This window comes from Kineococcus sp. NPDC059986 (assembly GCF_040702905.1).
In the GTDB taxonomy this organism is placed as follows: Bacteria; Actinomycetota; Actinomycetes; order Actinomycetales; family Kineococcaceae; genus Kineococcus.
The window spans coordinates 1-25,472 of record NZ_JBFBND010000013.1; the positions used below are offsets into that span (position 1 = coordinate 1).

Below are 25,472 nucleotides of genomic sequence, written 5' to 3' on the forward strand. Positions count from 1 at the left end.
CGCCGCGATCGCGGCGACGTCCTCGGAGGTGGTCCAGCGGGCGCGGTCCACGTGCGGGTCGATGACCAGCGTGGTCCCGGTCGCCGCGGCCGCGGTCAGGACCGCGTCCAGGTCCGCACCGAGGACGGAGGTGTGCGCCGAGGGCGCGGTCAGGCCGTGCGCGGCCAGCAACGGGGCCAGCGAGGCGGCCGCACCGGTCAGCCCGAACGGTTCGACCTTCGTGAACCCGATGCCGGCCAGCCGGGCCAGCGTGGCGTCGGGGTCGGCGGCCAACGCCTCGCGCACGGTGTACAGCTGCACCGAGATCTGCGACACGTCCAGCACGGGTCCGGGGGTGGTGGGGGAGGTCATGGGCGGAGCGCGTCCTCTCATCGATGAGCGGCGTGCAGAGCGTCGTCGTCGACGCCCCTGGTCCGGCGCGGTGAGCCGAACCGGTTCAGTGGAAGATAGGCGAGGAATCTCCTCAGCACCAGCCCCCACGCCGCACCGACCTCGTTGCGATACGGAAACTTTCTACAGAATCTCGGATCGCCGATCGGTCCACGCCCCGCGACCGGGTGGGAGCATCGCCCGATGACCGTCCCTCGCCCCTCCCCCGGGCCCCGACTCGTGGCCACCTGCTGGACGACCGCGGGGACCGCCCGCCCGTTGGACGAACCGGAACTCGCGTCGCACTCGCCGTTCGAACGGATCGACGCGGTCGCGGACGGTGGCTGGTCCGGCCTGGGGTTCGCCCACGACGACCTCGACCTCATGCGGCGCACGACGGGTTTCGCCCCGGTCGCCGAGCACGCACGTGCGCGCGGGCTGGACCACGTCGAGGTCGAACTCGTCGGCGACTGGTGGCTCGACCCGGCGCGGTGGCGCGAGCGCTGGTCCCTCCTGCTGGACGCCGCCGAGGCGTTCGGCTCCCCCGTCGTGAAGGCCGGGAGCGCTTTCGGCGTCCCCTGGTCCGACCTGTCGGTCCTCGTGGACCCCCTGCGGCGGCTGGCGGTCGAGGCCGCCGACCGCGGCACCCGGGTGGCGCTGGAACCCCTGCCCTTCGCCGTCGTCGGGTCGGTCCCCGCCGCGGCCGACCTCGTGCGCCGGGTCGACCACCCGGCGGCCGGTCTGACCGTCGACCTCTGGCACGTGGCCCGCGCCGGGACGACGCTGACGGAACTGACCGCGTGCCTCGACGCCGACCGCGTCTTCCAGGTCGAACTCGACGACGCCGACGCCGACCCCGTGGGTGACCTGTTCGAGGACACCCGCGACCGGCGCCGCTACTGCGGCGAGGGCGACCTGGACGTCGTCGGGTTCGTGCGGGTCCTGCGCGACCTCGGGGTCGACGTTCCGTGGGGCGTGGAGGTCCTGTCCGAGGAGCACCGACGCGCGGGCCTGGAGGAGGGACTGCGTCGGGCGCGGGACACGGCCCTCGCGGTCCTCCTCGCCGCCGGACCTCAGCCGCCGAGCACCGGCAGCTGCAGGTAGGAGGCGTGCTGCCCGCCCGTGTGGACGACGTGGGTGCCGGCGTTGGCCCCGACGTACTCCTCGATGCCGGGCATGAGGGTGCCGAGCAGGTTCGCGGAGCTGACGACGAAGCGGAGCTGCTCCCCGGGCCGGAACACCACCCCGAGGGGCAGCAGGTCGATCTCGACGTCGACGACCTGCCCGTCCTGCAGCGGCTCCACCCGGTCGAAGGTGTGGGCCGGGACGTCCGGGGTCGACAGGGTCGGGTCCAGGTGGCGCGCGGAGACGCGCAGCCGCCCGTCGCTTCCCTTGTACCTCAGGATCGTGGCGCCGTGGTCGGTGAGGTCGTGCACCCGGGCGCCCGTGTTCGGGGTCGTGAACGCGGCCAGCGGGGTGCCGTGCGCGTCCAGCTTCTGCACCAGCACGAACAGGTCCATGTCGTCGGCACCGCGGGCCTCGACCCAGAGGTGGGCCTTGGGGTGTCCGACCAGGACGGTCTCGGTCTCGAACCGCGTGGTGAAGGACACCCGGTCGGGGTCGACCCCGACCACGTACGCCGCCTCCACCGCCGCGGCGGGCGCCTCCCGGCCGAGGGTCCGGCGGGCTCCGTCGAGGTAGAACCTCGTCGACACGGCCTCGGGCGGTGGGAAGCACGGCGCCGGAACGTCCGTGCGGTCCCCGCCGGCCAGGTCCAGGACGGAGTACCGCACCCGGGGCGTCTGCTCCCACCCGTTCTCCACGCCCTTGAGGAAGTGGTCGAAGAACCGGCGCAGGTCCTCGACGTTGGCCTCGTCGTAGTAGTCCGGCCACTCCTGGGTGTTGTGGATCCGCAGCCACTTCTGCTCCGAGGCCATCCGCCGCCAGGCGCGGAACGTCCCCGCGGTGTGCAGGGTGTTGGAGTAGCTGGCCACCACGTACGCGGGCACGGTGATCCGCTCGAAGTCGGGGGCCTTCTGCGCCCACAGGTCGTCGAACAGCGGGTGGATCTCGACCTCGGCCAGGACGTCCTCCTTGCGGTTCCTCCCGAAGAAGCTGCCCTCCTGCAGTTGCCGGACGAAACCGACGTCCGGCATCCCGCCGCGCAGGGCCAGGTCGCGGTAGACGTCGCTGACCCCCTCCCAGGGGTTGATCGCGACCAGGTGCGGGGGTTGCTCCGCCGCCGTGAACCACTGCGCCACCGCGAGGTAGGACGTGCCGGACATGGCGACCTTGCCGTCGCACCAGTCCTGGTCGGCCAGGAACTCGACGAGGTCGTGGCAGTCCCGACCCTCCTGGCGGTCCCAGAGCACGCTGTCGCCCTCGGAGTCCACGACACCGCGGACGTCGGGGTTGGCCACCGCGTACCCGTGCGCGCACCAGTACGCGGGGTCGGGCGCCTCGAACTTCTCCAACCCCGACACGGAGGAGTTCGACAGGCCGACGAGTGCGAAGACGCCTGTGACGCTCGCCGAGGTGCCCTGCCCCTTCCCGTACGGGCTCCACGCCACGATGACCGGAACCCGTTCGCCGGTCAGGGTCCCGGCCGGGCGGAAGACGTCCACGTGGACGGTGACGCCGTCGCGCAGCCGGACCGGGACGTCCTTGTCGAGGACGACGTCGACCGGCAGGGCCTTGAACGTCGGCGCGACCCGGTGGCCGGCGGGCAGCGTCCGCGTACCGGGGTCGAAGGGGGTGAGGACTCCGCGACGGAAGGGCGGCAGCGGGGTCGAGGCGGTGTAGGTCTTCAGGTCCTGGCTCACGGGGAGCTCCTCTGCTCGAGCCGGGGTTGCTCACCGGCGCGCCGGCGGGCCGGCATCGCCCGGTCCGCTCCACCACCGTACGGACGACGGTGCTCGGTCGGGGCGGGCCACCGACTCCGACATCAGGTGACTCTCCGTAGCTGGCCGGTGCTGTGTGAGATGGTCAGGAGGTGGAGGCCGGCGGGCACGACAGCGGACTGGTGCACGTGCAGCTGCTGGGGTTGCCGGTGCAGGCGCGGCTGCGCTTCAGCCAGCACCTGCAGGACCTGACCCGGGAGCTCTCGCTCGTCCAGATCGGGGCCGAGCGACGAACGGGACCGGCCCTGCCTCCGCGACTGCTGGGGATCGCCGCTGAGCTGAACGGCCCCTACGCCGCCTTCCGCGTGGCGCCCGACGCCGTGGTGCACGAGGCCCTGCTCGCCGGGAAGGACCACTGCGACGTCACCTACGTCGTGCCCCCGAGCGCGGGAGGCTTCCTGCGGCGGCTCGGGGAGGTGCTGGAGGAGGCGGACGACTTCTGCCGCGGGCGGGCGGAGATGCTGCTCCTGCCCGCCTCCCAGGAGGTGGTGGCCTACCGGCAGTGGATCGTGGCGGAGTGCGGCCGCCAGCTCGCCGGCGAGCCGCCGCGGCCGTGGCGCGTCCTGTCCTCCCCGACCCCGGCCGAGACGGTCGAGGGACGGGTGCGCGCAGTGCCGCCGCCGACGGCCCGGACGGGCGATCCCGCGGGCGAGGCGCTGGACGAGGCGGTGGACGAGGCGGTGGACGAGGCGCAGCGAGGGGTGGTGCGCCGGCCCCTGGCGATGGAGTCGGTGGCCAGCAGCGTCTCCGCCGCGCGCCGCTACGTGCGGGAGGTCCTGCGGGAGGTGGGGGCCGCGGACCTCGAGGAGTCCGCGGAGCTCGGCGTGTCGGAGCTGGTCACCAACGCCGTGCTGCACGCCAGGAGCGCCTTCACCGTCGCGGTGCGCGAGGTGGGCGGTGGCCGGATCCGGATCGAGGTCGGCGACACCTCGCCCCTGCCGCTCCAGCCACGCCCGTCCGCACTCACCGCCACCACCGGGCGCGGCCTGCAGCTGGTCGCGGACCTCTCCGTGGACTGGGGGGTGGAGGAGCCGGTCACCGGTGGGCCGGGCAAGACCGTCTGGTTCGAGCCGCGGGGCGCGGACGCCGAGGAGTCGGCGGCCCAGGACTGGAGCCTGGACCTCGACGCCCTCCTCTGACGCGCCCTCCCTACACGGCGGGGAACGTGTCCGTGGGGTCCGGCCCGTCGCTGCCCGCGGCGTAGGTCTCCAGCGGCACCTCGTCCGCGCGCCACGCCTCGATGACCGGGGCGAGGATCCGCCAGCAGTCCTCCGCGGTGTCCCCGCGCACGGACAGCAGCGGATCACCGTCGAGGACGCCCGCGAGCACCTCGCCGTACGCGGGGAGCTGGGAGTCGGCCAACTGCGCCGTCAGCGTCGCCCCCTCCAGGTCGAACGGGTTGCCCTCTGCGTTGACGGTGAGGTCCAGGCTGACCGTGTCGGGTTTGAAGCCCAGGCGGAGCCGGGTCGGCGCGGGTTCCCCCTGCAAACCCGTCACGAGGTGCGGGACGGGTTTGTAGGTGATGACGGCCTCCTTGCGGGCTCGGCCCAGGGCCTTGCCCGACCGGAGCCGGAACGGCACCCCCGCCCACCGCCACGTGTCGACGTGCAGGACGACCTCGGCGAGCGTCTCGGTCTGGCGCGAGGGGTCCACCCCGTCCTCGGCGGCGTAGTCGGGCAGGTCCCGGTCCCCGATCCGGCCCGCGGTGTACCGGGCGCGACGGCTCGCCTCGGCAGGGGTCCCCGCGAGCCGCGTCGCGCGCAGGACCTGGGCCTTGCGGTCGCGGAACTCGCGTTCGTCCAGGGCGGCCGGCGCGTCCATGGCGAGGACCGCGAGCACCTGCAGCAGGTGGCTCTGGACCATGTCCACGAGCGCACCGGCCTTGTCGTAGTAGCGGGCGCGACCCTCCAGGGCGAGGTCCTCGTCGTAGAACACGTCGACCCGTTCGACGTGACCGGCGTTCCACGTCGGTTCGAAGAGGCGGTTCGCGAACCGCACCCCGAGGGTCCCGAGCACCGTCGAGGTGCCCAGGAAGTGGTCCACCCGGTGCACGTGCTCCTCCGGCACGAGCTGGGCGACGACCTGGTTCAGCTCGTGCGCGGACGCCTCGTCCGAGCCGAAGGGCTTCTCCATGACCAGCCGGGTGCTCGCGGGCAGGTCCCGCCCGACGAGGCCGCGGCAGGCCTGCGCGGTGATGGCCGGCGGCAGCGCGAAGTAGACGGCCACGGGCGCGGTGCACGAGGTCAGCAGGTCCAGCAGGGCGTCGGGGTCGGTGACGTCGACGCGGGCGTACCGGCTGCGGTCGCGGACGGCGTCGGCGGCCGCGGTGTCCCCGTGCTCGTCGAGACCGGCGAACGCCTTCGTCACCACCTCGCGCCAGCGCGCGTCGTCCCAGTCCTCCGCACCGGCCCCCACCAGTTCCAGCGACGACCCGTGACCGTGGTCGGGGTCCTCGCGCCGGTCGGACACGAGCAACCGCGCCAGGCCCGGCAGCAGCAGCCGCGACGCGAGGTCGCCGCTGGCCCCCAGCACGAGCAGGGTCGCGACGGGGTCACCCCCGTGGTGCCCGTCCTGCCGGGCGCCGGCGGCGCCGTGTCCCCCGGCCTCCGTCCCACCCGTGGCCGGGTTCTGCCCCGCCGACCGACCGTGCGTCTGCTCGTTCCCTGGCCCGCTCACGGGATCACCCTGCCCGCGGTGCGTCCCGTCCGCGAGACGGCACCCCGGGACCCCGCGAAGTCCCAGGGAACTCCGGGTGCGGGGTCAGCCGAGGTGGTCGCTCAGGAACCCCACCGTCTCGGCCAGCGCCTCGGCCGCCACCGCGGGCGAACCCGCCCAGAGGTGGTCCGCGCCCGGCCAGGTCCGGACCCGCACCGGGACCCCGGCCGTCGTCAGGGCGCGTTCCATGCGGGCGACCTGCCGCACGGGGACGAAGCGGTCGCCCTCGCCGTGCAGCAGCAGGAAGCTCGTCGCACCGGCGGCGGCCGGGTCGACGTGCCGGGCCGGGCTGGCGTCCGCGGTGAGCACCGGATCGGCGCCGACGGGACGACCGAGCAGCCGCGCCTCGCGCGACGTCGCGGCGTCCGGTCCGTCCGGGTCGCCGCCGCCGTCGGAGGCCACCTCGGCCAGGTCGACGGGCGCGTACCAGGAGACGACGGCCGCGGGCCGGGGGCCGGCGTCGAGCGGGTCCTCGCTCACGGCCACGGCCAGCGCGAGGTGGCCGCCGGCGGACTCCCCCCACAGCCCCAGGCGCGCGGCGTCGACACCCAGCGCGGCCGCCCGGGCGCGCAGGAACCGCACCGCCGCGCGCACGTCGTCGCGCGGGGCGGGCCACGTCGCCTCCGACGACAACCGGTGGTCGACGGCGGCGACCGCCAGGCCCGCCCGCGTCAGGTCGCCGACGAGGTCGGCGAACGGGGTGGGACCCAGCCAGCGGCGGTCACCGGTGGCCCAGCCGCCGCCGTGGACGAACACCACGACGGGCGGCGGGTCCGCGCCGGGGGCGGGCAGGTGCAGGTCGAGTTCCAGCGGTCGGCACCCCGGGGGCGCGGCGTAGGCCACCGCCCCGAGGAACCGCCCACCCCGTCCGTCCGGGACGGGGGCCGGCAGCGACCAGTCGAGGACGTCGGGCGGCCGGGGCAGGTCCGGCCGTCGGGTCACCGGCCCTCCTCGTCCCCGGTCACGTCCCAGCGGAACTGGGGCATGAGCTCGACGTCCAGCGCGCGGGCCGCGGCGAGCAGCCGCGGCACCTCGGGGACGAACGGTGGTTGTTCGCCGAGGTCGTCGGTGGGCGTCCCCATGGCTTGCGGGAACCGCTCGAACCCCCCGGTCACGACCCCGAGGAGCTGTGCGGCCTCCTCCACCCGGTAGGCGTGCGGCAGACCGGCCGGGACGAACCCGAAGCCCCCGGCCCGCAGGAGGTGCGTGCGGTGCCGTCCGTCGCGGTCGGCCAGGAACAGGCGGACCGCTCCGTCGAGCACGTGGAAGACCTCGTGCGTCCCTGCGTGGGAGTGGGTCGGGATGAGTTCCCCGGACGGGCAGGTGCTCGTGAAGACGCCGAACTGCCCCTCGGTCTCGTCGCCGCTCACGAGGAGGGTGAACAGGTCCCCGAAGAGGTTCGCGTGCTCCCCCTCCCCCCGGCGCAGGACGTACGGTTCCGGCCGGCCCGGCAGCACGCCGGACCAGGCGGGGCGACCGTCGGCGTCACGCAGGTGCTGGAACGACACGGGCACTCCCCCGGCTGGTGCTGCGGGCCGTCGCGACGAGGTCGCGGTAGACGGCGGCGGACGGTTTCGCGGTGCGCTCGAGCGTCGCCCGGTCGACGGCGAACAACCCGAGCTTGGGGCCGTAGCCGAAGATCCACTCGAAGTTGTCGAGCAGCGTCCAGTGGCAGTACCCCAGGACGGGCGTCCCCGCGGCGATCTCGTCGGCCAGGAGTTCCAGCGAGGCCGGCAGGAACGCCGCCCGTTCGGTGTCGTCCTCGGTCTGCATCCCGTGCTCGGTGACGAGCACGGGGACGCGGGACACCTCGTGCGCGTACCGGACGGCACCGGCCAGGGACGACGGGTCGACCGAGGACCCCATGCCGTTCAGCGGACCGTCCGGGACCACGTCCCCGTCCGGACCGTGCCAGAGCACCTCGTAGTTCTGCACGCCCACGAAGTCGTCCTCCCGTGCCACGTGCAACCAGTGGTCGTAGACGGCGGCGCGGCGCGCGTCCCGGCGGGCCTCACCCCCGGGGACGGCACGTTCGTCGGCCAGGGCGATCGACACCCCGACGGGGAGGTCGGACCGCACGGCCTTCGCCGCGGAGCGCGCGGCCCGGTGCGCCCGGGTCAGGGCGTGGCAGAACGCGTCCTGCGCGTCGGCGGGCACCACGTTGGAGGAGTAGTAGCTCGACGTCCCGGCCGCGCGGGCCGCGCTGGCGAGCATGTCCCGCTTGAGCGTCTCGGCCTCGGGCGGGAGTTTCCCGCTCGCCTGCAGCAACTGCTCGAGGTTGGGTTCGTTGAGCGTGACCGCCGCTTCGAGCCGGTCCCCGAGGCGGCTCGTCACCCGGTGGACCTGGTCGGCGAACCGGTCGGCGGCGTCGGGGGCGAGCCAGGAACCCGCGGCGGCGAACCAGTGCGGCGACGTGAAGTGGTTGTACGTCACGAGGGGGCGCAGGCCACGGGCGAGGGCCGCGTCGACGAGGTGGTCGTAGTGGTCGAGCGCCGCCACGGAGACCTCGCCCCGGGCGGGTTCCACGCGGGCCCACTCGACGGAGAACCGGAAGGCGTCGAGACCGAGGCCGGCGACGAGGTCGAGGTCGCTCTCGACGCGTTCGTAGCTGCCGCAGGCGGGCCCGGACGGTTCCACGAACAGCGTCGGCTCGGTGTGCTCGAGGAACCACGTGTCGCTGTGGACGTTGTCGCCCTCGGTCTGGTGGCCGGCCGTCGCGACGCCCCAGAGGAAGTCGCGGGGGAAGGGTTGCACGGGAGGCACCTCTCGGTTTCGGGTTCAGGGGTTTCGGGGTTCAGGGGTTTCGGGGTTCAGGGGTTTCGGAGTTCAGGGGTTTCGGGGTGTCGGGGTTTCGGAGTGGCAGGGTAGGGGTTTCGCGTTCCGGCGTCGGGTTCGGGTCAGCGGGCACCGCGGACGAAGGTCACCGCGAGGCCACCCAGCAGGGCGGCCCCCGCCCCGGCGAGGAAGAGCGCGGACCAGTTCCGGTCCGCTCCGTGGACGCCGATGGCGATGAGGGCCGGCGCGACCGCGGCCACGACGGTCGTGGGCAGGTTGTCGGCCACCTTGACGAGGCCGAGGTCCTTGGCCGGGTTCTCCGGGTCGGGCAGCACCTGGGTGGCGAGCGCGAGTTCCACGGCGAAGTACACGCCCTGGCCGAGGCCCACGACGGCGCAGGCGAGCAGGTAACCGGGGAACGTCGTGACGACGGCCGCGAGCACGAGGCCGGCGGCGAAGACGAGGGCCGCGAGCACGATGAAGGGTTTGCGCCTCCCGACGCGGTCGCTGAGGCGGCCGACGGCCGGTGCCACGAGCAGCGTGACCCCGGCGTTGACGACGACGGTCAGCAGGATGGAGGGGTTCAGACGGTCGGGGGCGATGTGCATCCGGGCCATGAGGAACAGCGGCTGGTAGAGGTTGAGGGCGGCGACGCCGGAGAAGACGAGCATCCGGCTGGTGAACACCCAGGCGAAGTCGCGGTGGCGCAGGGGGTTCACCCAGAACATGCCGAGGACCTGGCGCAGGCCCACCCGGGGCCGGGGGTCGGGATGGCACCGGTCGGGCACTGCCACCGCGAGGAGCACGAGGCAGATGACGGCCAGCCCGGTGGGGAGCGCGACGAGCGGCACGAGCTCGGAGCCGAACGGCGACGTGATCCCGAGACCGGCGAGTGCGCCCAGCGGAGTGCCCAGGCTGACCAGTGCGGTGGCCGGGCCCCGCCGGTCGGCGGGCAGCTGGTCGGTGAGCAGGGCCGTGCACGTGACGGTCGCCCCGACGAAGCCCAGGGTGATGAGGAGCTGGGCGACCACGTAGGTGGGGACGTCGGCAGCCACGACGAGGAGCGCCCCGCCCGCGACGTACGAGACCGCGGAACCGACCAGGAACGGCCGGCGACGGCCCGCGCGGGACCGGGACCGGTCGCTGAGGGTGCCGACGAGCGGCAGGGCCACGAGTGTGAAGACGCCGGCGATGCCGCTGGACAGGGAGACCGTCGTCGTCGCGGTGCTCGCACCGAGCTGGTCGGCCTTGAGCGCCAACGTCAGGAGGGCCGCCGACATCGTGGCGGCCCCCGCGCCCACGCAGGCCAGGAGCAGCAGGAGGGAGAACCCGCGGGGTGCGGCCGGGCGCGGGGCGGAGACGGGGATGGAGAGCTGGGAGGGAAGGGTCATGGCTTCCTCGCCGGGTGTCGGGGGCCGCCGGAGCGGCCGTGTTCGTCGTCGAACGTCCACCCCGTCATCGGGGTGGCCCGACCGTACTCCCAAAACATGAAGGTGTCCATGTTTTCGCGTTCGCTACCGTGCGCGCATGGCTGGACCGCGCGGCGAGTACCGCAAGAGCGCCGAACGCCGGGCCCAGATCCTGCAGGCGGCCACGAGCGTCTTCGCACGCACGGGGTACTCGGCGAGCTCGGTCAGCGAGATCGCCCGGGTCGTGGGGATCAGCCAGACCGGGGTGCTCCACCACTTCGCGGGCGGCAAGCCGGCGCTGCTGCAGGCCGTCCTGGAACAGCGCGACGCGCGCGCCGAGGACCGCCTCGGCGGACGGCGGGGCCGGGAGTTCCTCTCCGGCCTCGTCGCCATCTCCAGGGCCCAGGCCGACCAGCGCGGGCTCGTGCAGCTCTACCGGCTGCTGGCCGCGGAAGCGACCGACCCGGCCCACCCGGGGCACGAGTACTTCTCGACGCGGTTCCGCCGCATCGCCGACGCCGTCACGCAGGCCTACCGCGAGGTGGCCGCGGCCGGCGGACTGCGCCCCGGCGTCGACCCGCGGACCGCCGCCCTGCGCACCCTCGCCATGACAGAGGGGTTGGAGGTGCTGTGGCTGCAGGGGTTCGAGGTGGACATGGGCGGCGACATCGCCGACTTCCTGGACGCCCAGTTGGTGGAGCCCCTGCCCCGGGGATGACCTCGACCGCCGGGGAGCGGGCGGGCTCGGCACGCCGCGTCGACCCACCCCGGCGTCGGGCCCGGACCCCGAGGGGTCCGGGCCCGCCCGCTCAGGCCGTCGGCGCCGGGAACAGCCCGGAGCGCAGGACGAACGAGCTGTCGGCCCGGCCGAGGTCGGACCCGTCGGCCTTCTGGGCGTAGACCACGAACCCTGCGTGGCGCAGCTGCAGGGTCCGGTCGGCCCACACCTGGAACGTCGTCCCCTGCCCGGCCGCGCCCGCCACGGCGGCGAACGTCGCCCGGCCCGCGAACCCGCTGCTCCCGTCGTTGCGGACGAGGCCGAGCACCCCGCCGCCGGCCGGCGCGGTGAGGAACCACCCGGGCCAGGTCGTCGCCTCGAAGGACACGCCCGCCCCGTCGGCCAGTCCCGGGCGCACGACCCACGAGGTGTCGGTCTTCACGCCACCGGCGCTGCCGGTGCCCGCCTGACGCAGGTACACCCCGAAGTTCTCGTGCTGGATCCGGTAGCCGGGGAAGTTCACGGCCTCGAACCCGAGCGAGCGGCCCGGGGTCAGCGGCAGCGGGGGTGCCGGGACGAAGGCGCCGCGGACGGTGAAGGTGCTGTCGGCCCGCCCGAGGTCGGAGGTGTCCGCCTTCTGCGCGAACAGCTGGTAGTTCTGGTGCCGCAGCTGCAGCGTGCGGTCCCCCCAGACCTGCAGGGAGGTCCCCTGGCCGGTCGCGCCGGTCACGGGCGCGAACGAGGCCCGGGCGGCGAAACCCTTCGACCCGTCGTTCCTGACGAGCCCGAGCGCTCCCCCGCCGACCGGTGCCGCGAGGTAGTACCCCGGCCACGTGACGGCCTCGAACGACATCCCCCCGGCGTCCGCGAGCCCCGGGCGCACGGCCCACGAGGTGTCGGTCTGGACGCCGTAGGCGCTGCCCGCGTTCGCCTGCCGCAGGTGCACGGCGAAGTTCTCGTGCTGGATCCGGTAGCCCGGGAAGTTCACGGCCTCGAAACCCACGGCGGTGTCGACCGTGAGCGGCGCCGTCCCGGACGGGTCGGCCCCCGGGTCACCGGTGCCACCCACCTGGGTGGCGGTGCCGACCGTGACGAGACCGGCTGCACCGCGGCGGATCGTCAGCATCTGGGCCGCCGAGGGGACCCCCTTGGCGTCGACGACGGTCAGCAGGTAGTCGCCCGGGGGCAGGACGTCGACGGACGAGGGCAGGGAGGCGGAGACCGTCGTTCCGTTCTGCCGGACCGACAACGGCACGCGGCGCTGGTCGGTGTTCTCCGAGTGGGTGACGCAGCCGGCGCTGATGAGCGAGGCCGCCGTCACCGTGCGGTCGTCGGCCAGGCCGAGGGTGATCGTGCCCCCGTGGGTCGCCGAACCGGCGATCGAGGTCAGGACCGGCCGGGAGGCCCACGTCACGGACCCGTCGGCGGCCTGCGTGAACAGGTAGGGCGGGTAGAACAGTTCGGCGTTGAGGTTGTCCTCCGGGCCGGGGACGCCGCCGCCGCCGGTGAAGACCGCACCGCTCGGCAGGAGCAGCGCCGTGGAATGGTAGGTGCGGGTCCGGGCGGCGGTCGCGGCGGGCCGCCAGGTTCCGGCGGAGGGGTTCCACAGCTCGGCCTGCTTGACGGAGTTCCCGTCGCCGCCCTGCGTGCCGACCCGGGTCCCGCCGGAGGCGAGGACCTCACCGGTCGGCAGCACCGTGAGGTTCAGCCAGTTGCGGTTGTTGGCCATGGCGTTCGTGGAGCTGATCGCCGGGGTGCTGCCGTTGACGTCGACGACCGCGGCGGCCGCGGTCGCGGTCGTGCCGTCCTCGTTGAACGGCTGCCCGCCGCCGACGACGAGGATCCTGCCGGGGGCGTACATGACCTGCGACCCCGAGACGCGGGGGTTGAAGGGCAGGGTGCCGACCTTGCGGATCGAGCCGCTCCCGCTCACCGACAGGTCCCAGACCTGGTCGCCGGAGGTCCCGACGACGGTCCCGCGGGGGCCGTTGAAGGCGCGGGGGTACCACCAGCGGTTGTCCTCGGCGCCGAAGGCCATCGTGCTGGTCGCGCCCGTCAGGGACGTCCAGGCCCCGGTCCCCGAACCGATCTCGGGCACCGTCGCGACCCCGCTGCTGTGTCCTGCGGGTTCCGGTAGGCGCCGGTGTTGTAGTAGTCCCCACCGCCCAGGACGAGGACGCGACCGTCGGTCAGGCGCAGCGACGTGGCGTACCAGCGCTGGTGGCTGACGTTCTGGCCCATCGTCTGCTGGTGGGTCACCGGGTCGTAGAGCATCGTCATGGTCGTGGAGTTGCCGCCGACCATGAGGAACCGCCCGTCGGGCAGGATGGCCGGCCCGTTGCAGAAGCTGTTGTAGTCGTTCATCGACGGCGTCTGCGTGTGCGCGCCGCGGGCGAACCCGCCCGCCACGTCCCAGTCGTCGTAGGCCGTGCCGCCCTGCGCGGCGGTGTCGACGGGCGTGCCCCACGTCGTGAGGTGCCCGTTGCGGCCGACGGCCGCGTGGATCGGGATGAGCGGCCAGGCGACCTGGGCGCCGAACATGCCTCGCGTCGCGGCGTCGGTCGAGGGCGTCGCCCGGCCCATCGTCGGGTCCGACGGGGTGTTGAGGGCGATCGGGGTGGAGCCCACCGTGTAGGTGCCCGCGGTGGCGGCCCGGGCCGACCCCGCCTCCCGGACGGCGGCCGTCGCGGCCAGACCGACGAGGACGGACGCCGCGCCGACGCGCAGGACCGTGCGCCGGGACGTCGGGGAGGAAGGGTTCAGAGCGGTCACGCAGGGCTCCTCTGGCAGGGGCGGAAGGGCAGGGGTGAGCAGGCAGGGGCGAGCGGAGCGGGAGGAGCGGAGGGTGCGGCGGGAGGTTCCGCAGAGCGGATGCCGTCACCGTAGGGAGAGCGGGAACAGCGGGTCAACGCTGATCGCCCGACCGCCAGGGCGAGGTTGCGCCGGGTGGGTGCCGACCCCACGCTCGGTCACCGGAACGGCCCCACCGCAATCCGGCCCCGGTCCCGTATGTATTGTCCCGCAACGGAGGTCAGGGACGTCCGGCAGACTCACCCGTGCCTCGTGCCTCAAGCCCGCCCCGCACGTGCCGATCCCTCAGGGGCACCGTCAGCGCAGTCGACTCCCCGTGAGGTTCCGGAACCGTGTCCGATCCGAGCAAGGGCCCCGCCGCCCCCGAGGCGCGGATGCGCGTGGGGCTGCAGGCCATCCACGCGGCGGACCGTTCCGTCGTCGCCCACGAGCTCCTGTTCCGGGCCCCCGGACGCCACGACGCCTCCCTGACGGGCCGCTCCGAGCACGACCACGCGACGGCCCAGGTGATCACGGCGACGTTCGGGGAGTTCGGCGCGGCCGAGCTCGGCGACGGCAAACCCCTCTTCCTCAACACCACCCGCAGCTTCTTCACCGGGGAGCTGCCGCTCCCGTTCAGCCCGGACGGCGTCGTCCTGGAGCTCCTGGAGACCGTCGACGTCGACCACGTCGTCATGCAGGGCATCCGGCGGCTGCGCGCCCGCGGCTTCGCCATCGCCGTGGACGACTTCGACGGGGAGCTGCACCGCGTCCCCGCCCTGCGGTTCGCCGACTACGTCAAGCTCGACCTCGAGGCGAGCGGGGACCGCCTGCCGGGCCTCGTCGACCTCGTCCGCCGCGCGAACCCCCGCGCCCGGCTCGTCGTCGAGCGCATCGAGACGGTCGAGCAGTTCGAGCGCTGCGTCGCGCTCGGGGTCGAGATGTTCCAGGGCTACCTGCTGCACCGTCCCGACATCGTGCAGCGGCAGACGCTCGACGCCTCCCACCTCACGTGCGTCCAGCTCATCGCCGCGCTGCACGACCTGCGCACGAGCACCGAAGACGTCCTGCGCCTGCTGACGCACGACCCCGGGCTGAGCCTGCGGATCCTCAAGACGGTCGGGTCGGCGGCCCACGCCCCGCGGCAGGGCATCACCTCGCTGCACCAAGCCGTCGTCCTGCTGGGCCGGCGTGAACTCGCGTCGTGGGTCACCCTCGTCCTCGTCGGCGGGACCTCGACGGCCGCGGCCCGCCCCGACACGCTCGGGTGGATCTTCACGCGGGCCGAGGCGTGCCGGGCGCTGGCGCCCGAGGACCCCGACGCCGGGTTCACGGTCGGGCTCCTGTCGGCGGCCGCCGCGGTCCTCGGGGCCACCCCGGCCGACCTGACCCGCGGGTGCTCCCTCTCCGAGGAGGTGCAGGAGGCGCTGGTGCACGGTCGCGGGCGTCTCGGTGCGGCCGTCGAGGCGGTCGTGGCGCAGGAGGGGACGGCGACCGGTGAGCCCGTCGCGGCCCCGGGGGTCGACCTGTCCGCGGAGGTGTACCTGCACGCCACGCTCGCGGCGCGCAGCCGGGTCAAGTCGCTGTCCGCGGTCCCGGCCTGAGCCGGGACCGCGGACGCGGGGAGCCGTCCCGGGGGTTCAGCCCGCGGTGCGGACGAGCTTCTTGTTGACGAACTCCTCCACGGCGAGGGTGCCCATCTCGCGGCCCGTCCCGGACCGCTTGATCCCCCCGAACGGCAGTTCCGGGGAGTCGGCCAGGACGCAGTTCACGAACACCATGCCCGCCTCGATCCGGTCGGCGACGCGCTGCGCCTGGTCGGCGTCGGTCGTCCAGACGTAGGACCCCAGGCCGTACGGGGTGTCGTTGGCGAGCTCCACCGCGGCGTCCTCGTCGCGGACCGAGTGCACGACGGCGACGGGGCCGAACAACTCCTCGTGGTACGCGTCGTTCCCGGCGGTGACGCCCGTCAGGACGGTGGGGGCGTAGAAGGCCCCGTCGCGGGTGCCGCCGGTGACGACGGTGGCGCCCTGCGCGACGGCACGGTCGACCTGCGCGGCGAGGCGTTCGGCCGCGGCCAGCGAGGACAGGGGGCCGAGGTCGGTGTCCTCCGCGGTCGGGTCGCCGGTCGTCTGGGCCTCGAACACCGCGGCGAGCTTCTCGACGAACGCGTCGTGCAGGTCCTCGACGACGATGAACCGCTTGGCGGCGTTGCAGGACTGGCCGGTGTTGTCCAGGCGGGCCGCGGCGGCGGCCTCGACGACGGCGTCGAGGTCGTCGGTCGACAGCAGCACGAACGGGTCGGAACCGCCGAGTTCGAGGGCGACCTTCTTGAGGTTCCGCCCGGCGACCTCGGCGACGGCGGCACCGGCGCGTTCGGACCCGGTGAGGGACACGCCCTGGACGCGGGGGTCGGCGATGACGGCCGCGGCCTGGTCGGTGCTGATGCGGACGTCGGTGTAGACGCCCTCGGGTGCGCCGAGTTCTCCGGCGGCGTCGGCGAACGCCCGGTGGACCAGCTCGGCCGACCGCGGGCACTGCGGGGCGTGCTTGAGCAGGATCGTGTTGCCCACCACCACGTTCGGACCGGCGAAGCGCGCGACCTGGTAGTAGGGGAAGTTCCACGGCATGATCCCCAGCAGCGGTCCGAGGGAGGCGCGGCGGACCACGGCCGTCCCCTCGCCGCCGAGCAGGTCGATCGGCTGGTCGCGGGTGAGTTCCTCGGCGCGGTCGGCGTAGTACTCGTAGATGTCGGCCGCGAAGTCGACCTCCCCCAGCGCCGCGGCCCGCGGCTTGCCCATCTCGGTGACGATCGCGTCGGCGAACTCCTCGCGCCGTTCCCGGTGCAGTTCGGCGACGCGGCGCACCAGCGCCCCGCGCTGGGTGGCCGTGGCGCTGCGCGACCAGCCGCGGTGGGCGGCGGTGGCGGCGGCCAGGGCCTGCTCCAGTTCGGCGTCGGTGGTGCTCGGGTAGGTCGCGACGACCTCCCCCGTCGCGGGGTTGGTGATCCGGTACTCCCCCGGTGCTGCGGTCTGCTGGCTCACGCGCTGTCCTCTCTCCTCGCCCCGCGGGGCGTCCCGTCTGGCTGGACGGTAGCGCGGCGCCCGGGGCTGCGACGGGCCCCTTGACGGCGGGCGGCCGCGGCGTTGTACTTGAGTGACTCGTTGATTGCGGAGGTGCTCAAGTGCCCGTCGGTCTCGACACCACGTTCGCCGCCCTCGCCGACCCGACCCGGCGTGCGCTGCTTGCCCAGCTCGCCCGCGGCGAGGCGACGGTCAACGAGCTCGCCGCCCCGCACGACCTCACCCTGCCCGCCATCTCCCGGCACCTGACGGTCCTCGAGGCCGCAGGCCTCGTGGTCAAGACGCGCCGAGCGCAGTGGCGGCCCTGCCGGCTCGTCGCCGACCCCCTGCGGGAGGTCGACGCGTGGATGGCGGACTACCGCCGGTTCTTCGCCGACCGGTTCGACCGGCTGGCGGACCACCTGTCCGACGCCCCGCCCTCCCACGCACGGCCGTCCGACGCACCGCCGTCCGATCCCGCTCAGCCCCACGACCCGTCGAAGGAGACACCCTCGTGACCGGAACACCCGCAACCACACGCACCGACCGCAGCGTCGTCCTCGTGCGCGACTACCCCGTCCCCCCCGACCGCGTCTTCGCCGCCTGGACCGACCCCGAGCAGCTCGAGTGGTTCGCCGGACTGCCTGCGGCGCAGTCGGACCCGCGCGTCGACCTGCGCCCCGGCGGCTTCTGGTCCGTGCTGCTGCAGGAGGGGCCGGGCGGTCGCACCTACCGCACGGGCGGCCTCTACACCCTCGTCCAGGCCCCGCACCGCCTGTCGTTCCACTGGGGGGCGCCGGGCGGCTGGCCCGACCTCGACCCGGCCGACCCCGGCCAGGTGCCCACCGTCCACCTCGAGTTCTCACCCCTGGACGAGGGGCCCGCCGGGGGCACGCGGATGACGGCGACCCTGGCGATGGGGGACGACCTCGACGACGCGCAGGTCGCCCACTGGTTCGGCCTGGGCGTCCGCGAGGGCTGGACGACGACCGTCGACCGCCTGGCCGGCCACCTCGCCGACCAGCTCACCGATCGGTTGGGCCGACAGCCCGAGTGAGCGCACGTCGCGGCCGAAGGACAGCACCAGCGCCCCCAGGGCGAGCGCGAGCACGACGGCCGCGAAGGGCGGCGGGACCGGCGGGAGCAGCGCCACGAGGAGGGCGAGGGCCTGGACGACGGCCACGACCTTGCGCGAGAACCGCGGCGCCGGAGTGCGCCGCAACGCGGGCCAGCACCAGCTCGCCGCGACGTAGGCGTACCGCATGGCCCCGATGGCCAGCACCCACGGACCCTGGACGATCGCGACGACCGCGGACAGGACGAGCAGCAGGGCCGCGTCGACCTCCATGTCGAGGCGGGCCCCGGCGGCGCTCGCCGTCCGCGTGCGACGGGCGACCCACCCGTCGACGCCGTCCAGCACGAGGGCCGGGACGGCCAGGCCCACGAGCAGCCACGGCTGCGGACCGGTGACCCCGGTCAACGCCAGCACGGCGACGGTCGCGCACCCGCCCACGAGGACGGTCCGGGCGAGGGTGACGCGGTCGGCCGGCCCGCACCAGCGGTCCCGCCGCACGGCCACGGCCAGGGCCGCGCAGGCGACGAGCGCGACCCCCGCGACCGCCGCTGCGCCGTGCTGCACGAGAACCCCCGCCGACCCGGTGAGGGCCGTGCCCACGAGGGCCGTGCACAGCAGGGCCGACAGCAGCACGGTGGCTCCGGCGTCCCGCACTCCCGTTCCCATGGTGGGCACACGGTATGGCGGGCCCCGGGGTTCAGCGACCGGGCTGCGACCGGCCCACGGGTCCGCTCAGAGCGTCTGCAACCGGGCCAGCAGGGCGCCGGCGAAGTCGCCGGGCACGTCGAGCAGCACGCGGGTGCCGCCCGGGTACTCGTGCGGGAACCCCTGGTACTGGTCGCGCAGGTCCGCGATCGTCTGACCGCGGCCGGGGCCGTCGGTGTGGTCGACGACGACGGGGACCCGCGGGGCCAGCGCCGGGGTCACGTCACCCGTGGCCACGGCCGCCGCGAGCGGGTCGTGCAGGACCGCGCAGGGCCGGCCGAACCGCTGCGCGTAGAACGCGAAGTAGAACTCGAGCATCTGCGCGACGGCCACCGCACCGGGCGTCCCGACCGCGAGCAGGGCCGTGCGGTGCGACTCCTCGAACACGTGCCGCATGGTCACGTCGAGTCCGACCATCGTCAGGTCGAAACCCGCGGTGAAGACCCGGTGCGCGGCGAGCGGGTCGTTGGCGACGTTCGCCTCGGCCAGCGCCGAGACGTTGCCGGGCGCCATGGCCGCCCCACCCATGACCGTCACCCGGCCGACGAGGTCGGGCAGGCGGGGTTCGAGGTCCAGGGCCAGGGCGAGGTTCGTGAAGGGTCCGATGGCCAGCAGGTGCAGTTCCCCGGCGTGGGCCCGTGCGGCCTCGACGATCGCCTCGGCGCCGCTGAGCCCGGTCGGCTCCGCCGCCGCGCGGGGGAGCTGGACCCCACCGATCCCGTTGGCGCCGTGGACTTCCGGTGCGCCACCGGAGTAGGCGTGGTCGAGGAAGTCGTGCGCTCCCACGCTCACGGGGACGCCCGGCCGTCCCAGCAGCGCGAGCAGGTCCAGGGTGTTCCGGGCGCCCCCGGCCGCGTCGAGGTTGCCGCTCACGGTGGAGACCCCGACGAGGTCCACGTCCGGCGAGGCCACGAGCCAGCCGATGGCCATGGCGTCGTCGATGCCGGTGTCGCAGTCGAGGAAGAAGGGGGTGCTCACCGCCGCAGTCTAGGACCCGGCCCCCGGGACGTCCGGGCCGTCCCAGCCCGTCTGCGGTCGTGCGCACGTCTCGCGGAACACGTACCGGGACACCGGCAGCCGCTCCGAACTCGTCCAGTCGATGACGGGACGGCGCGTCTGCTGCGGGACGTAGCCGACCCGGTAGACGGCCATGAGCTCGAGGTCGTCGGGGACCTGCAGCAGGTCCCCGATCCGGTCCCAGGCCCCGGGCACCTCCATGGGGAAGCTGATGAACTGCAGCCCGAGCCCGAGTTCGGTCGTCGTCAGCCACACGTTCTCCATCGCCGCCCCCATGGAGAACAGGGAGTAGAACGCGGACAACTCCCCCGGCCGGTACTCCGCCCGGTCGAGCATGACGCCCAGCAGCAACGGTGAACCCGCCACGAGGTCGCGGTTCTGCCGCCCCAGCCGACGCGGCACCCGCAGGAGGTTCATCGCCCACTGCCCGCGCCGGGTGAACACGCTGCGGGTGAACGGGCGCAGCGGGGCCGGCATCCGCTCGAACAGCATCCCGGTGCGCCGCTCGCTCATCTCCTGCGCGCTGAACCGGAAGTACCGCTTGTACCGCTCGAAGAACGTCCCGTTGCCCATCGCGGTCGTCATGGACGCGCCGCTGATCCGCGCGACCTCCTCGATCGTCTCCCGCGACTCCACGAGGACGAACCGCCAGGGCTGGCTGTTCAGCTGGGACGGCGCCCGGCCGGCGACCTCGACGAGGATCCGCTGGTGCTCGGCACTGACCGGATCGGGCAGGAACGCCCCGTTCGTGGTGCGGCGGGCGGCGATGGCCTCACGCAGTTCCATCACGCCCCCCGCCGGGCCGAGAGGTTCGCCGCGACGTAGGCCGGGGCGGCGGTCAGGGCGATCGCGGGGTGCCAGCGCGAGCGGGCGGAGACCGACGGGACGGCCAGCAGGGGCGCGGCCACGGGCAGCAGCCGCCAGAAGGCGTGGGAGCGGCGGCGGGCGAGGTCGACGCCGGCGGCCGCCGTCAGCGTGGCCGTCACGGTGAAGACCGCGTGGTGCACCCAGCGGGCTCCGGAGGTGTCGAGGACGTGGGCGGCCACCGCGGCGCCGAGGGCGCAGTTGGTGACGTAGGCCGCCGTCGCGGCCACCAGCAACGGGGGGCGCGTCGGGGGCACGGGGCCAGTGGACCACGCGGACCCCGGCACGACGACGGCGCCCGCCCCCGCGGGTGCGGGGACGGGCGCCGGGTCCGGGAGGTGCAGCGGGTCAGTGCTTGGTGGGGGTGTCCTCCACCGCGCCCCTCGTGTCGTCGGCCGTGTCGTCCGCAGTGTCGTCCGACGCGTCGTCCTTCGACGCCGGCGCCGGCAGCTTGAGGCTGAGGACGACCGCCAGGGTCAGCGAGACGACGATCACCCCGAGGCTGACGTAGGTCGGGATGTGCGGGATCGAGGGGCTGATGACCTCGTGCCCGGCCTGGAAGAAGAGCTTCACGCCGATGAAGGCGAGGATGAAGGCCAGCGCCTTGCTCAGCAGGTGGAAGCGCTCGAGCAGACCCGAGAGCATGAAGTACAGGGCGCGCAGACCGAGGATCGCGAAGGCGTTGGACGAGTAGACGATGAACGCCTCGTCCGAGACCGCGAGCACGGCCGGGACGCTGTCGACGGCGAAGATCAGGTCGGCGGCCTCGATGGCCGCGACCACCGCGAGGAGCGGGGTGCCGTAGCGCTTGCCGGCCTCCTTGATGAAGAACTTCGTGCCGTGGTACTCGTCCTTCAGCGGGATGACCTTCTTGAGCATCCGGACCCCGATGTTCTGGCTGGGGTCCATGTCCGTGTCGTCGTCCTTGAGCATCTTCCAGGCCGACCACAGCAGGATCGCGCCGAAGACGAAGAGGATGGCGGTGAAGCGCTCGACGACGGCCACGCCGACGCCGAGGAAGATGCCGCGGAACAGCAGGGCGCCGAGGACACCGAGGAACAGCACGCGGTGCTGGTACTCACGGGGGACCTTGAAGTACCCGAAGATCAGGGCGAAGACGAAGAGGTTGTCGACGGACAGGCTCTTCTCGAGCAACCACGCCGTCGTGTAGGCCGTGCCGGCTTCGGCGCCGTAGGCCCAGAAGATGATGCCGCCGAAGACGAGGGCCATCGCGACCCAGACACCGCTCCAGATGGCGGCTTCCTTGAACTGGATGACGTGGGCACCGCGGTGACCCAGCAGGTCGATCGCCAGCATGACGACGATGACGACGCCGAGCGCCACCCAGGCCCACAAGGGGACGTTGAGGTCCAGACCCACTGCGTGCTCCCGGAGGTCGAGGATCGGTGGGCGACGGCTTGTCGCCCTCCTCCATGGTGGCTGCCGGGACCGGGAAGTGTCGTGTCGAGAACGCGACGACTTGCGCGGTCCTCTTTGCCGGGTCCCGGCAAGGCAAGGCCCCGGACGGCCTCAGATGGTGGCCCCGGGCCACCCCAGGGCCCGCGCGGCGAGCACGGCGGCCTGCACACCGAAGCGCTGCTCGGGGCGCGTGGGGTCGGTGCCGGTGAGGTCGCGCACCCGCGCCAGGCGGTAGGTCACGGCCCGGACGGACAGGTGCAGCCGGCGCGCGGCCTCCGTCGCGTTGCCGCCCGCGGCGAGGTAGACCTCCAGGGTCTCCAGGTAGGCGTCGACCCCGCCCCGGACACCGCGCAGCCCGCCGAGCGTGGTCTCCACGAGGTCGGCCGCGACGTCGCGGTCGCGCAGGAGCACCTCGTAGACGAGGAGGTCGGCGGCGTCCGCGACCGGGTCGCCGGCGCCGAGCCGGTCGCCGAGGTCGAGCGCGCGACGGGCCTGCTCGTAGGACCCGACGACGCCACCGGCCCCCGGACCGGGCCGGCCCACCCCGGCCCGCCAGCCGGTGCGCTGCGGGCTGCCCAGCACGTCGCGCAGCCGGTCGAGCACCTCGGCGACGGCCTCGCGGTCGGGGGCCGCGAAGACGAGGACGAGCGCGCCGTCCTTCGTGGCGACGAGCGCGTCGGCGTCGGCCTGGGCCCCCTGCAGGCGCCGTTCGATGGCCGCGACCTGGGCGGTGCCGTCGGTGAAGGGCGCGTCGGCGCGGACCACGCAGACCGCGTGCGGCCCGGTGAGGTCCAGACCGTGCCGGGGGGCGCGGCGCAGCAGGCCGGGCAGGTCGGAGGTCCCGGCGAGCAGGTCGTCGACGAACTCGCGCCGGTGCGACTCCTCCCGGCGCACGAGCTGGCGGCGGGCGATCTGGTAGCCCTCGGTGAGGGCGGCGACGGCGTCGTCGCTGGCGCGCAGGACGACCTCCCCGGCGGTGACGACCCCCTCGGGGTCGACGGCCGCGTCCTGCACGGGGGGTAGCGACCGCCACAACCGCCAGGCCGCGGAGAGGTAGAGGTCGAGCAGAGCCCGCAGCGCGACCCCCGAGGCCGCGGCCTCCTCCCCGACCGCCCGGTAGCGCGCGGTCCGGGCCGTCGACAGGCGCCGGCCGGAGACGACGGCCCGCCAGACGGCGTCGAGGAAGTCGCCCAGCAGGGCCGGGTCGATGCCTCCGGCGTCCCGCGCGGCGTCCTGGGCGACGGCCTGCAGGCGGGTGGCGTCGGGCTGCGCGGGGCGGGGTTCGGGCACCGCCGGATGATGCCATCCGTCCCCAGGACGCACGACGGACCGTGACGGGCGGTGGACCGTCCGATACGTGATGCTCGTCACATTGCGCGTCCACACCTCCGTGTTGCGGCTCCCGGTGCCGAGGTACCGAGGGGTAGGGTCCGGCGAGGACCTCACCACAGGACCTCCACCAGACCCGACCGCACCACCACCTCCGCGTGCCCCACGCGTCACCGACAGCCGATCCGGGCTCGCGCCCCCGACCGCTCTGGATGTGCACGACGTGCTCTCCCCCACGGCCCGCACCACCGCTCGACCCGCCCGCCTGCGTGCGTCGCTGCTCCTGGCAGCCGCCGCGAGCACCGGGGCCCTGACCGTCGGCGTCCTCGTCCCCACGGCCAGTGCGGCCCCCGTCGTCACCCCGGTCGCGGCACCCGCCGCGGTGTCGGCCGACCAGCCGCCGACCCAGGCCCAGGTCGACGAGGCCCGCCGCCAGGCGGCCGAGTCGGCGGCCAAGCTCGCGCAGGCGCAGGCCGACCTCGCCGCCGCGCAGGGCCGCCTCGACGCGCTGGCCAAGGAAGCCGGTGCCGCGCTGGAGCGGTACCAGCAGGCCATGGAGGCCAAGTGGGCCGCCGAGAACGAGGAGACGCTGCAGCGTCAGCGCCTCGCCGAGGCCGAAGCGGCCCTCGAGCAGGGCCGCAAGGACCTCGGGCAGTGGGCCTCGCAGACCTACCGCGGCGGTGGCGGCACGCTGCAGGAGTACTCCGGCTTCGTCACCGTCCTCAAGGGCGGAGCCACGGACGACACCGCCAGCGCGATCGCCTCCGCCAAGCGCATCGGGGACGGCCGCACCAACGCCGTCGAGGCCTTCGAGCAGGCCCAGCGCGTCCAGGCCGACGCCACCACCCGCGCGGCCGACGCCGCCGCCGAAGCCGTCCGCCAGGCCGAGATCGCCGTGGCCGCCAAGCAGCAGGCCGACACCCTCGTCGCCCAGCAGCGCAGCCAGGTCGACGCCCTCGCCGTCCTGCAGGCCGCCGCCTCCGGCGCGGCCAGCGGCGACTCCGCCCGCGCCGCCACCCTGGCGTCCAACCTCGCCGCCGCCAAGGCCCAGGCCGCGGCCGCCGCGGCCGCCGCCACCGCCGGCGGGTTCACCGCCGTGGGCGACTGCGAGACCGGCATCAACCTGTCCGGCTTCGCCAACGGCCTCATCCCCCGCAGCGCCCTGTGCCCGCTGGCCAGCTCGCCGAACCACGTGCTGCGCTCGGACGCCGCCAACGCGTTCGCCGCCCTCAACCAGGCGTACGCCGCCGAGTTCGGGTCGAACATCGCGATCACCGACTCCTACCGCACGCTGGCCGAGCAGATCGACGTCAAGGCCCGCAAGCCTGGGCTGGCCGCGACGCCGGGCACGAGCCGGCACGGCCTCGGCATCGCCGTCGACCTCGGCGGCGGCATCCAGAACGCGACGTCGACCCAGCACCTGTGGATGGACCGCAACGCGGCCCTCTACGGCTGGATCAACCCGGGCTGGGCCCAGAACCGCGGCGGGCAGTTCGAGCCGTGGCACTGGGAGTTCACGGGCTGATGGTTCCCCGGCCGCCGGCCCGGCACGCGTTCTGCGCGTGGGACGGGCCGATCGCGATGGCGCACCGCGGGTTCGCGGCCGGGCCCACGCACGGCCTGGAGAACACCCTCCCGGCCTTCGCGGCCGCGGTCGACCTCGGCTTCACGTTCCTCGAGACCGACGTCCGGGCCACCGCCGACGGCGTGCTCGTCGCCTTCCACGACGAGCACCTCGACCGCGTGACCGACGGGCACGGCGACCTGTCCCAGCTGACGTGGGACGCCGTGAGCCGTCTGCGCGTCGCCGGCTGCGAGCCCGTCCCCCGCCTCGAGGACGTCCTGGGCACCTTCCCGCACGCGCGCTTCAACCTCGACGTCAAGACCGAGGCGGCCGTGGCCGGCCTCGGTGACGTCCTGCGCCGCACGAGCGCTCACGGCCGCGTCCTCGTCACGGCCTTCGCCGAGAAGCGCCGGCGCGCCGCCCTCGCCGCCGCGGGCGGGCGCGAGGCCACCTCCGCGAGCTCGTCCGGCACCGGCCTGGCGCTCGCGGGCAGCGTCCTGCACCTGCCGTTCCTCACCCGCCGCGCCCTCGCCCGGGTCGACGCCGTCCAGGTCCCCGTCCGGCAGGGCGGGGTCGAGGTCGTCTCGGCCCGCTTCGTCGACGCCGTGCACCGCGCCGGGGCCCAGGTGCACGTCTGGACGGTGGACGAACCCGCCCAGGTCGGGGCCCTCCTGGACCTCGGGGTCGACGGCGTCATCACCGACCGCGCCGACGTGCTGAAGGACGTGCTCGTCGCCCGCGGCCAGTGGCGGGCATGATCT

22 protein-coding genes and 2 pseudogenes are annotated in these 25,472 nt (G+C 74.2%); 8 read left to right on the top strand and 16 right to left on the bottom strand.

The genetic code is table 11. The features are described 5' to 3' along the window. Window positions 1-351: pseudogene (locus AB0637_RS11655) on the bottom strand (sugar phosphate isomerase/epimerase); the annotation flags it as partial. A gap of 222 nt (window positions 352-573) precedes the next feature. Between AB0637_RS11655 and AB0637_RS11660 the strand changes: the two are divergent. Continuing rightward, the gene (locus tag AB0637_RS11660) at window positions 574-1,473 is read left to right on the top strand and encodes a sugar phosphate isomerase/epimerase (protein WP_366172329.1); all 900 of its coding nucleotides are present in this window, start codon (window positions 574-576) and stop codon (window positions 1,471-1,473) included. Here AB0637_RS11660 and AB0637_RS11665 read toward each other — a convergent pair. Further along, a complete protein-coding gene (locus tag AB0637_RS11665; protein WP_366172330.1) occupies window positions 1,443-3,191 on the bottom strand; it encodes a CocE/NonD family hydrolase in 1,749 nt (582 codons plus the stop codon). The two genes, AB0637_RS11660 and AB0637_RS11665, sit on opposite strands and share 31 nt — an antisense overlap. A 170-nt stretch (window positions 3,192-3,361) precedes the next feature. On the opposite strand from AB0637_RS11665, the gene AB0637_RS11670 reads away from it, so the two are divergent. Continuing rightward, window positions 3,362-4,408, top strand: coding sequence for an ATP-binding protein (locus AB0637_RS11670; RefSeq protein WP_366172331.1), 1,047 nt, complete (start codon window positions 3,362-3,364; stop codon window positions 4,406-4,408). A 10-nt stretch (window positions 4,409-4,418) separates the two neighbouring features. On the opposite strand, the gene AB0637_RS11675 is transcribed toward AB0637_RS11670, so the two are convergent. The 5 genes from AB0637_RS11675 to AB0637_RS11695 all read right to left on the bottom strand — a co-directional run bounded on the left by AB0637_RS11675 (window position 4,419) and on the right by AB0637_RS11695 (window position 10,150). Further along, on the bottom strand, window positions 4,419-5,945 hold the full coding sequence (locus tag AB0637_RS11675; protein WP_366172332.1) for a glucose-6-phosphate dehydrogenase: 1,527 nt from the start codon (window positions 5,943-5,945) through the stop codon (window positions 4,419-4,421). Window positions 5,946-6,029: 84 nt separating this feature from the next. Further along, window positions 6,030-6,926 carry an alpha/beta hydrolase gene (locus AB0637_RS11680; protein ID WP_366172333.1) on the bottom strand — a complete coding sequence of 299 codons (897 nt, stop codon included), beginning with the start codon at window positions 6,924-6,926 and terminating at the stop codon, window positions 6,030-6,032. Beyond that, window positions 6,923-7,492, bottom strand: a complete 570-nt coding sequence (locus AB0637_RS11685) for a quercetin 2,3-dioxygenase (protein WP_366172334.1) — start codon at window positions 7,490-7,492, stop codon at window positions 6,923-6,925. Before AB0637_RS11685 ends, AB0637_RS11680 begins: the two co-directional genes overlap by 4 nt. Then, window positions 7,470-8,738, bottom strand: a complete 1,269-nt coding sequence (locus AB0637_RS11690) for a family 1 glycosylhydrolase (RefSeq protein ID WP_366172335.1) — start codon at window positions 8,736-8,738, stop codon at window positions 7,470-7,472. Before AB0637_RS11690 ends, AB0637_RS11685 begins: the two co-directional genes overlap by 23 nt. 143 nt (window positions 8,739-8,881) lie before the next feature. Then, window positions 8,882-10,150, bottom strand: a complete 1,269-nt coding sequence (locus tag AB0637_RS11695) for an MFS transporter (RefSeq protein WP_366172336.1) — start codon at window positions 10,148-10,150, stop codon at window positions 8,882-8,884. A 136-nt stretch (window positions 10,151-10,286) separates the two neighbouring features. On the opposite strand from AB0637_RS11695, the gene AB0637_RS11700 reads away from it, so the two are divergent. Beyond that, window positions 10,287-10,886, top strand: coding sequence for a TetR/AcrR family transcriptional regulator (locus AB0637_RS11700; RefSeq protein WP_366172337.1), 600 nt, complete (start codon window positions 10,287-10,289; stop codon window positions 10,884-10,886). A gap of 91 nt (window positions 10,887-10,977) precedes the next feature. Here the strand turns inward: AB0637_RS11700 and AB0637_RS11705 are convergent, their stop codons facing one another. Beyond that, a complete protein-coding gene (locus tag AB0637_RS11705) occupies window positions 10,978-12,984 on the bottom strand; it encodes an AbfB domain-containing protein (RefSeq protein WP_366172338.1) in 2,007 nt (668 codons plus the stop codon). Then, complete coding sequence (locus AB0637_RS11710) at window positions 12,942-13,658, bottom strand: hypothetical protein (RefSeq protein ID WP_366172339.1); 717 nt, start codon at window positions 13,656-13,658, stop codon at window positions 12,942-12,944. The genes AB0637_RS11705 and AB0637_RS11710 overlap by 43 nt, the downstream gene beginning before the upstream one ends. Window positions 13,659-14,029: 371 nt before the next feature. Here AB0637_RS11710 and AB0637_RS11715 point away from each other — a divergent pair, with 371 nt between their 5' ends. Then, a complete protein-coding gene (locus AB0637_RS11715) occupies window positions 14,030-15,280 on the top strand; it encodes an EAL domain-containing protein (protein WP_366172340.1) in 1,251 nt (416 codons plus the stop codon). A 36-nt stretch (window positions 15,281-15,316) separates the two neighbouring features. On the opposite strand, the gene AB0637_RS11720 is transcribed toward AB0637_RS11715, so the two are convergent. Continuing rightward, entirely contained in the window at window positions 15,317-16,720 is a 1,404-nt protein-coding gene (locus AB0637_RS11720; RefSeq protein WP_366172341.1) for an aldehyde dehydrogenase family protein, read from the bottom strand. Window positions 16,721-16,860: 140 nt separating this feature from the next. Here AB0637_RS11720 and AB0637_RS11725 point away from each other — a divergent pair, with 140 nt between their 5' ends. Then, window positions 16,861-17,256, top strand: coding sequence for a metalloregulator ArsR/SmtB family transcription factor (locus AB0637_RS11725; RefSeq protein ID WP_366172342.1), 396 nt, complete (start codon window positions 16,861-16,863; stop codon window positions 17,254-17,256). Beyond that, window positions 17,253-17,795: an SRPBCC domain-containing protein gene (locus tag AB0637_RS11730; RefSeq protein WP_366172343.1), complete on the top strand. Its 543-nt coding sequence runs from the start codon at window positions 17,253-17,255 to the stop codon at window positions 17,793-17,795. Before AB0637_RS11725 ends, AB0637_RS11730 begins: the two co-directional genes overlap by 4 nt. A gap of 48 nt (window positions 17,796-17,843) precedes the next feature. Here AB0637_RS11730 and AB0637_RS11735 read toward each other — a convergent pair. From AB0637_RS11735 to AB0637_RS11760, 6 genes and pseudogenes are all read right to left on the bottom strand, one after another. After that, window positions 17,844-18,479: pseudogene (locus tag AB0637_RS11735) on the bottom strand (CDP-alcohol phosphatidyltransferase family protein); the annotation flags it as partial. A 66-nt stretch (window positions 18,480-18,545) separates the two neighbouring features. After that, window positions 18,546-19,496: a nucleoside hydrolase gene (locus AB0637_RS11740; RefSeq protein WP_366172345.1), complete on the bottom strand. Its 951-nt coding sequence runs from the start codon at window positions 19,494-19,496 to the stop codon at window positions 18,546-18,548. Between the two features lie 9 nt (window positions 19,497-19,505). Further along, complete coding sequence (locus AB0637_RS11745) at window positions 19,506-20,321, bottom strand: nitroreductase family protein (RefSeq protein ID WP_366172347.1); 816 nt, start codon at window positions 20,319-20,321, stop codon at window positions 19,506-19,508. Then, the gene (locus AB0637_RS11750) at window positions 20,321-20,656 is read right to left on the bottom strand and encodes a hypothetical protein (protein WP_366172348.1); all 336 of its coding nucleotides are present in this window, start codon (window positions 20,654-20,656) and stop codon (window positions 20,321-20,323) included. The genes AB0637_RS11745 and AB0637_RS11750 overlap by 1 nt, the downstream gene beginning before the upstream one ends. A 91-nt stretch (window positions 20,657-20,747) precedes the next feature. Next, a complete protein-coding gene (locus AB0637_RS11755) occupies window positions 20,748-21,779 on the bottom strand; it encodes a TerC family protein (protein ID WP_366172349.1) in 1,032 nt (343 codons plus the stop codon). Window positions 21,780-21,929: 150 nt separating this feature from the next. After that, window positions 21,930-23,108: a helix-turn-helix domain-containing protein gene (locus tag AB0637_RS11760; protein WP_366172351.1), complete on the bottom strand. Its 1,179-nt coding sequence runs from the start codon at window positions 23,106-23,108 to the stop codon at window positions 21,930-21,932. Between the two features lie 262 nt (window positions 23,109-23,370). Here AB0637_RS11760 and AB0637_RS11765 point away from each other — a divergent pair, with 262 nt between their 5' ends. Together AB0637_RS11765 and AB0637_RS11770 are read left to right on the top strand one after the other, a co-directional pair. Beyond that, window positions 23,371-24,672: a M15 family metallopeptidase gene (locus AB0637_RS11765; RefSeq protein ID WP_366172352.1), complete on the top strand. Its 1,302-nt coding sequence runs from the start codon at window positions 23,371-23,373 to the stop codon at window positions 24,670-24,672. Next, window positions 24,672-25,469: a glycerophosphodiester phosphodiesterase family protein gene (locus tag AB0637_RS11770; RefSeq protein ID WP_366172354.1), complete on the top strand. Its 798-nt coding sequence runs from the start codon at window positions 24,672-24,674 to the stop codon at window positions 25,467-25,469. Before AB0637_RS11765 ends, AB0637_RS11770 begins: the two co-directional genes overlap by 1 nt. The last annotated feature ends 3 nt before the right edge of the window (window positions 25,470-25,472 follow it).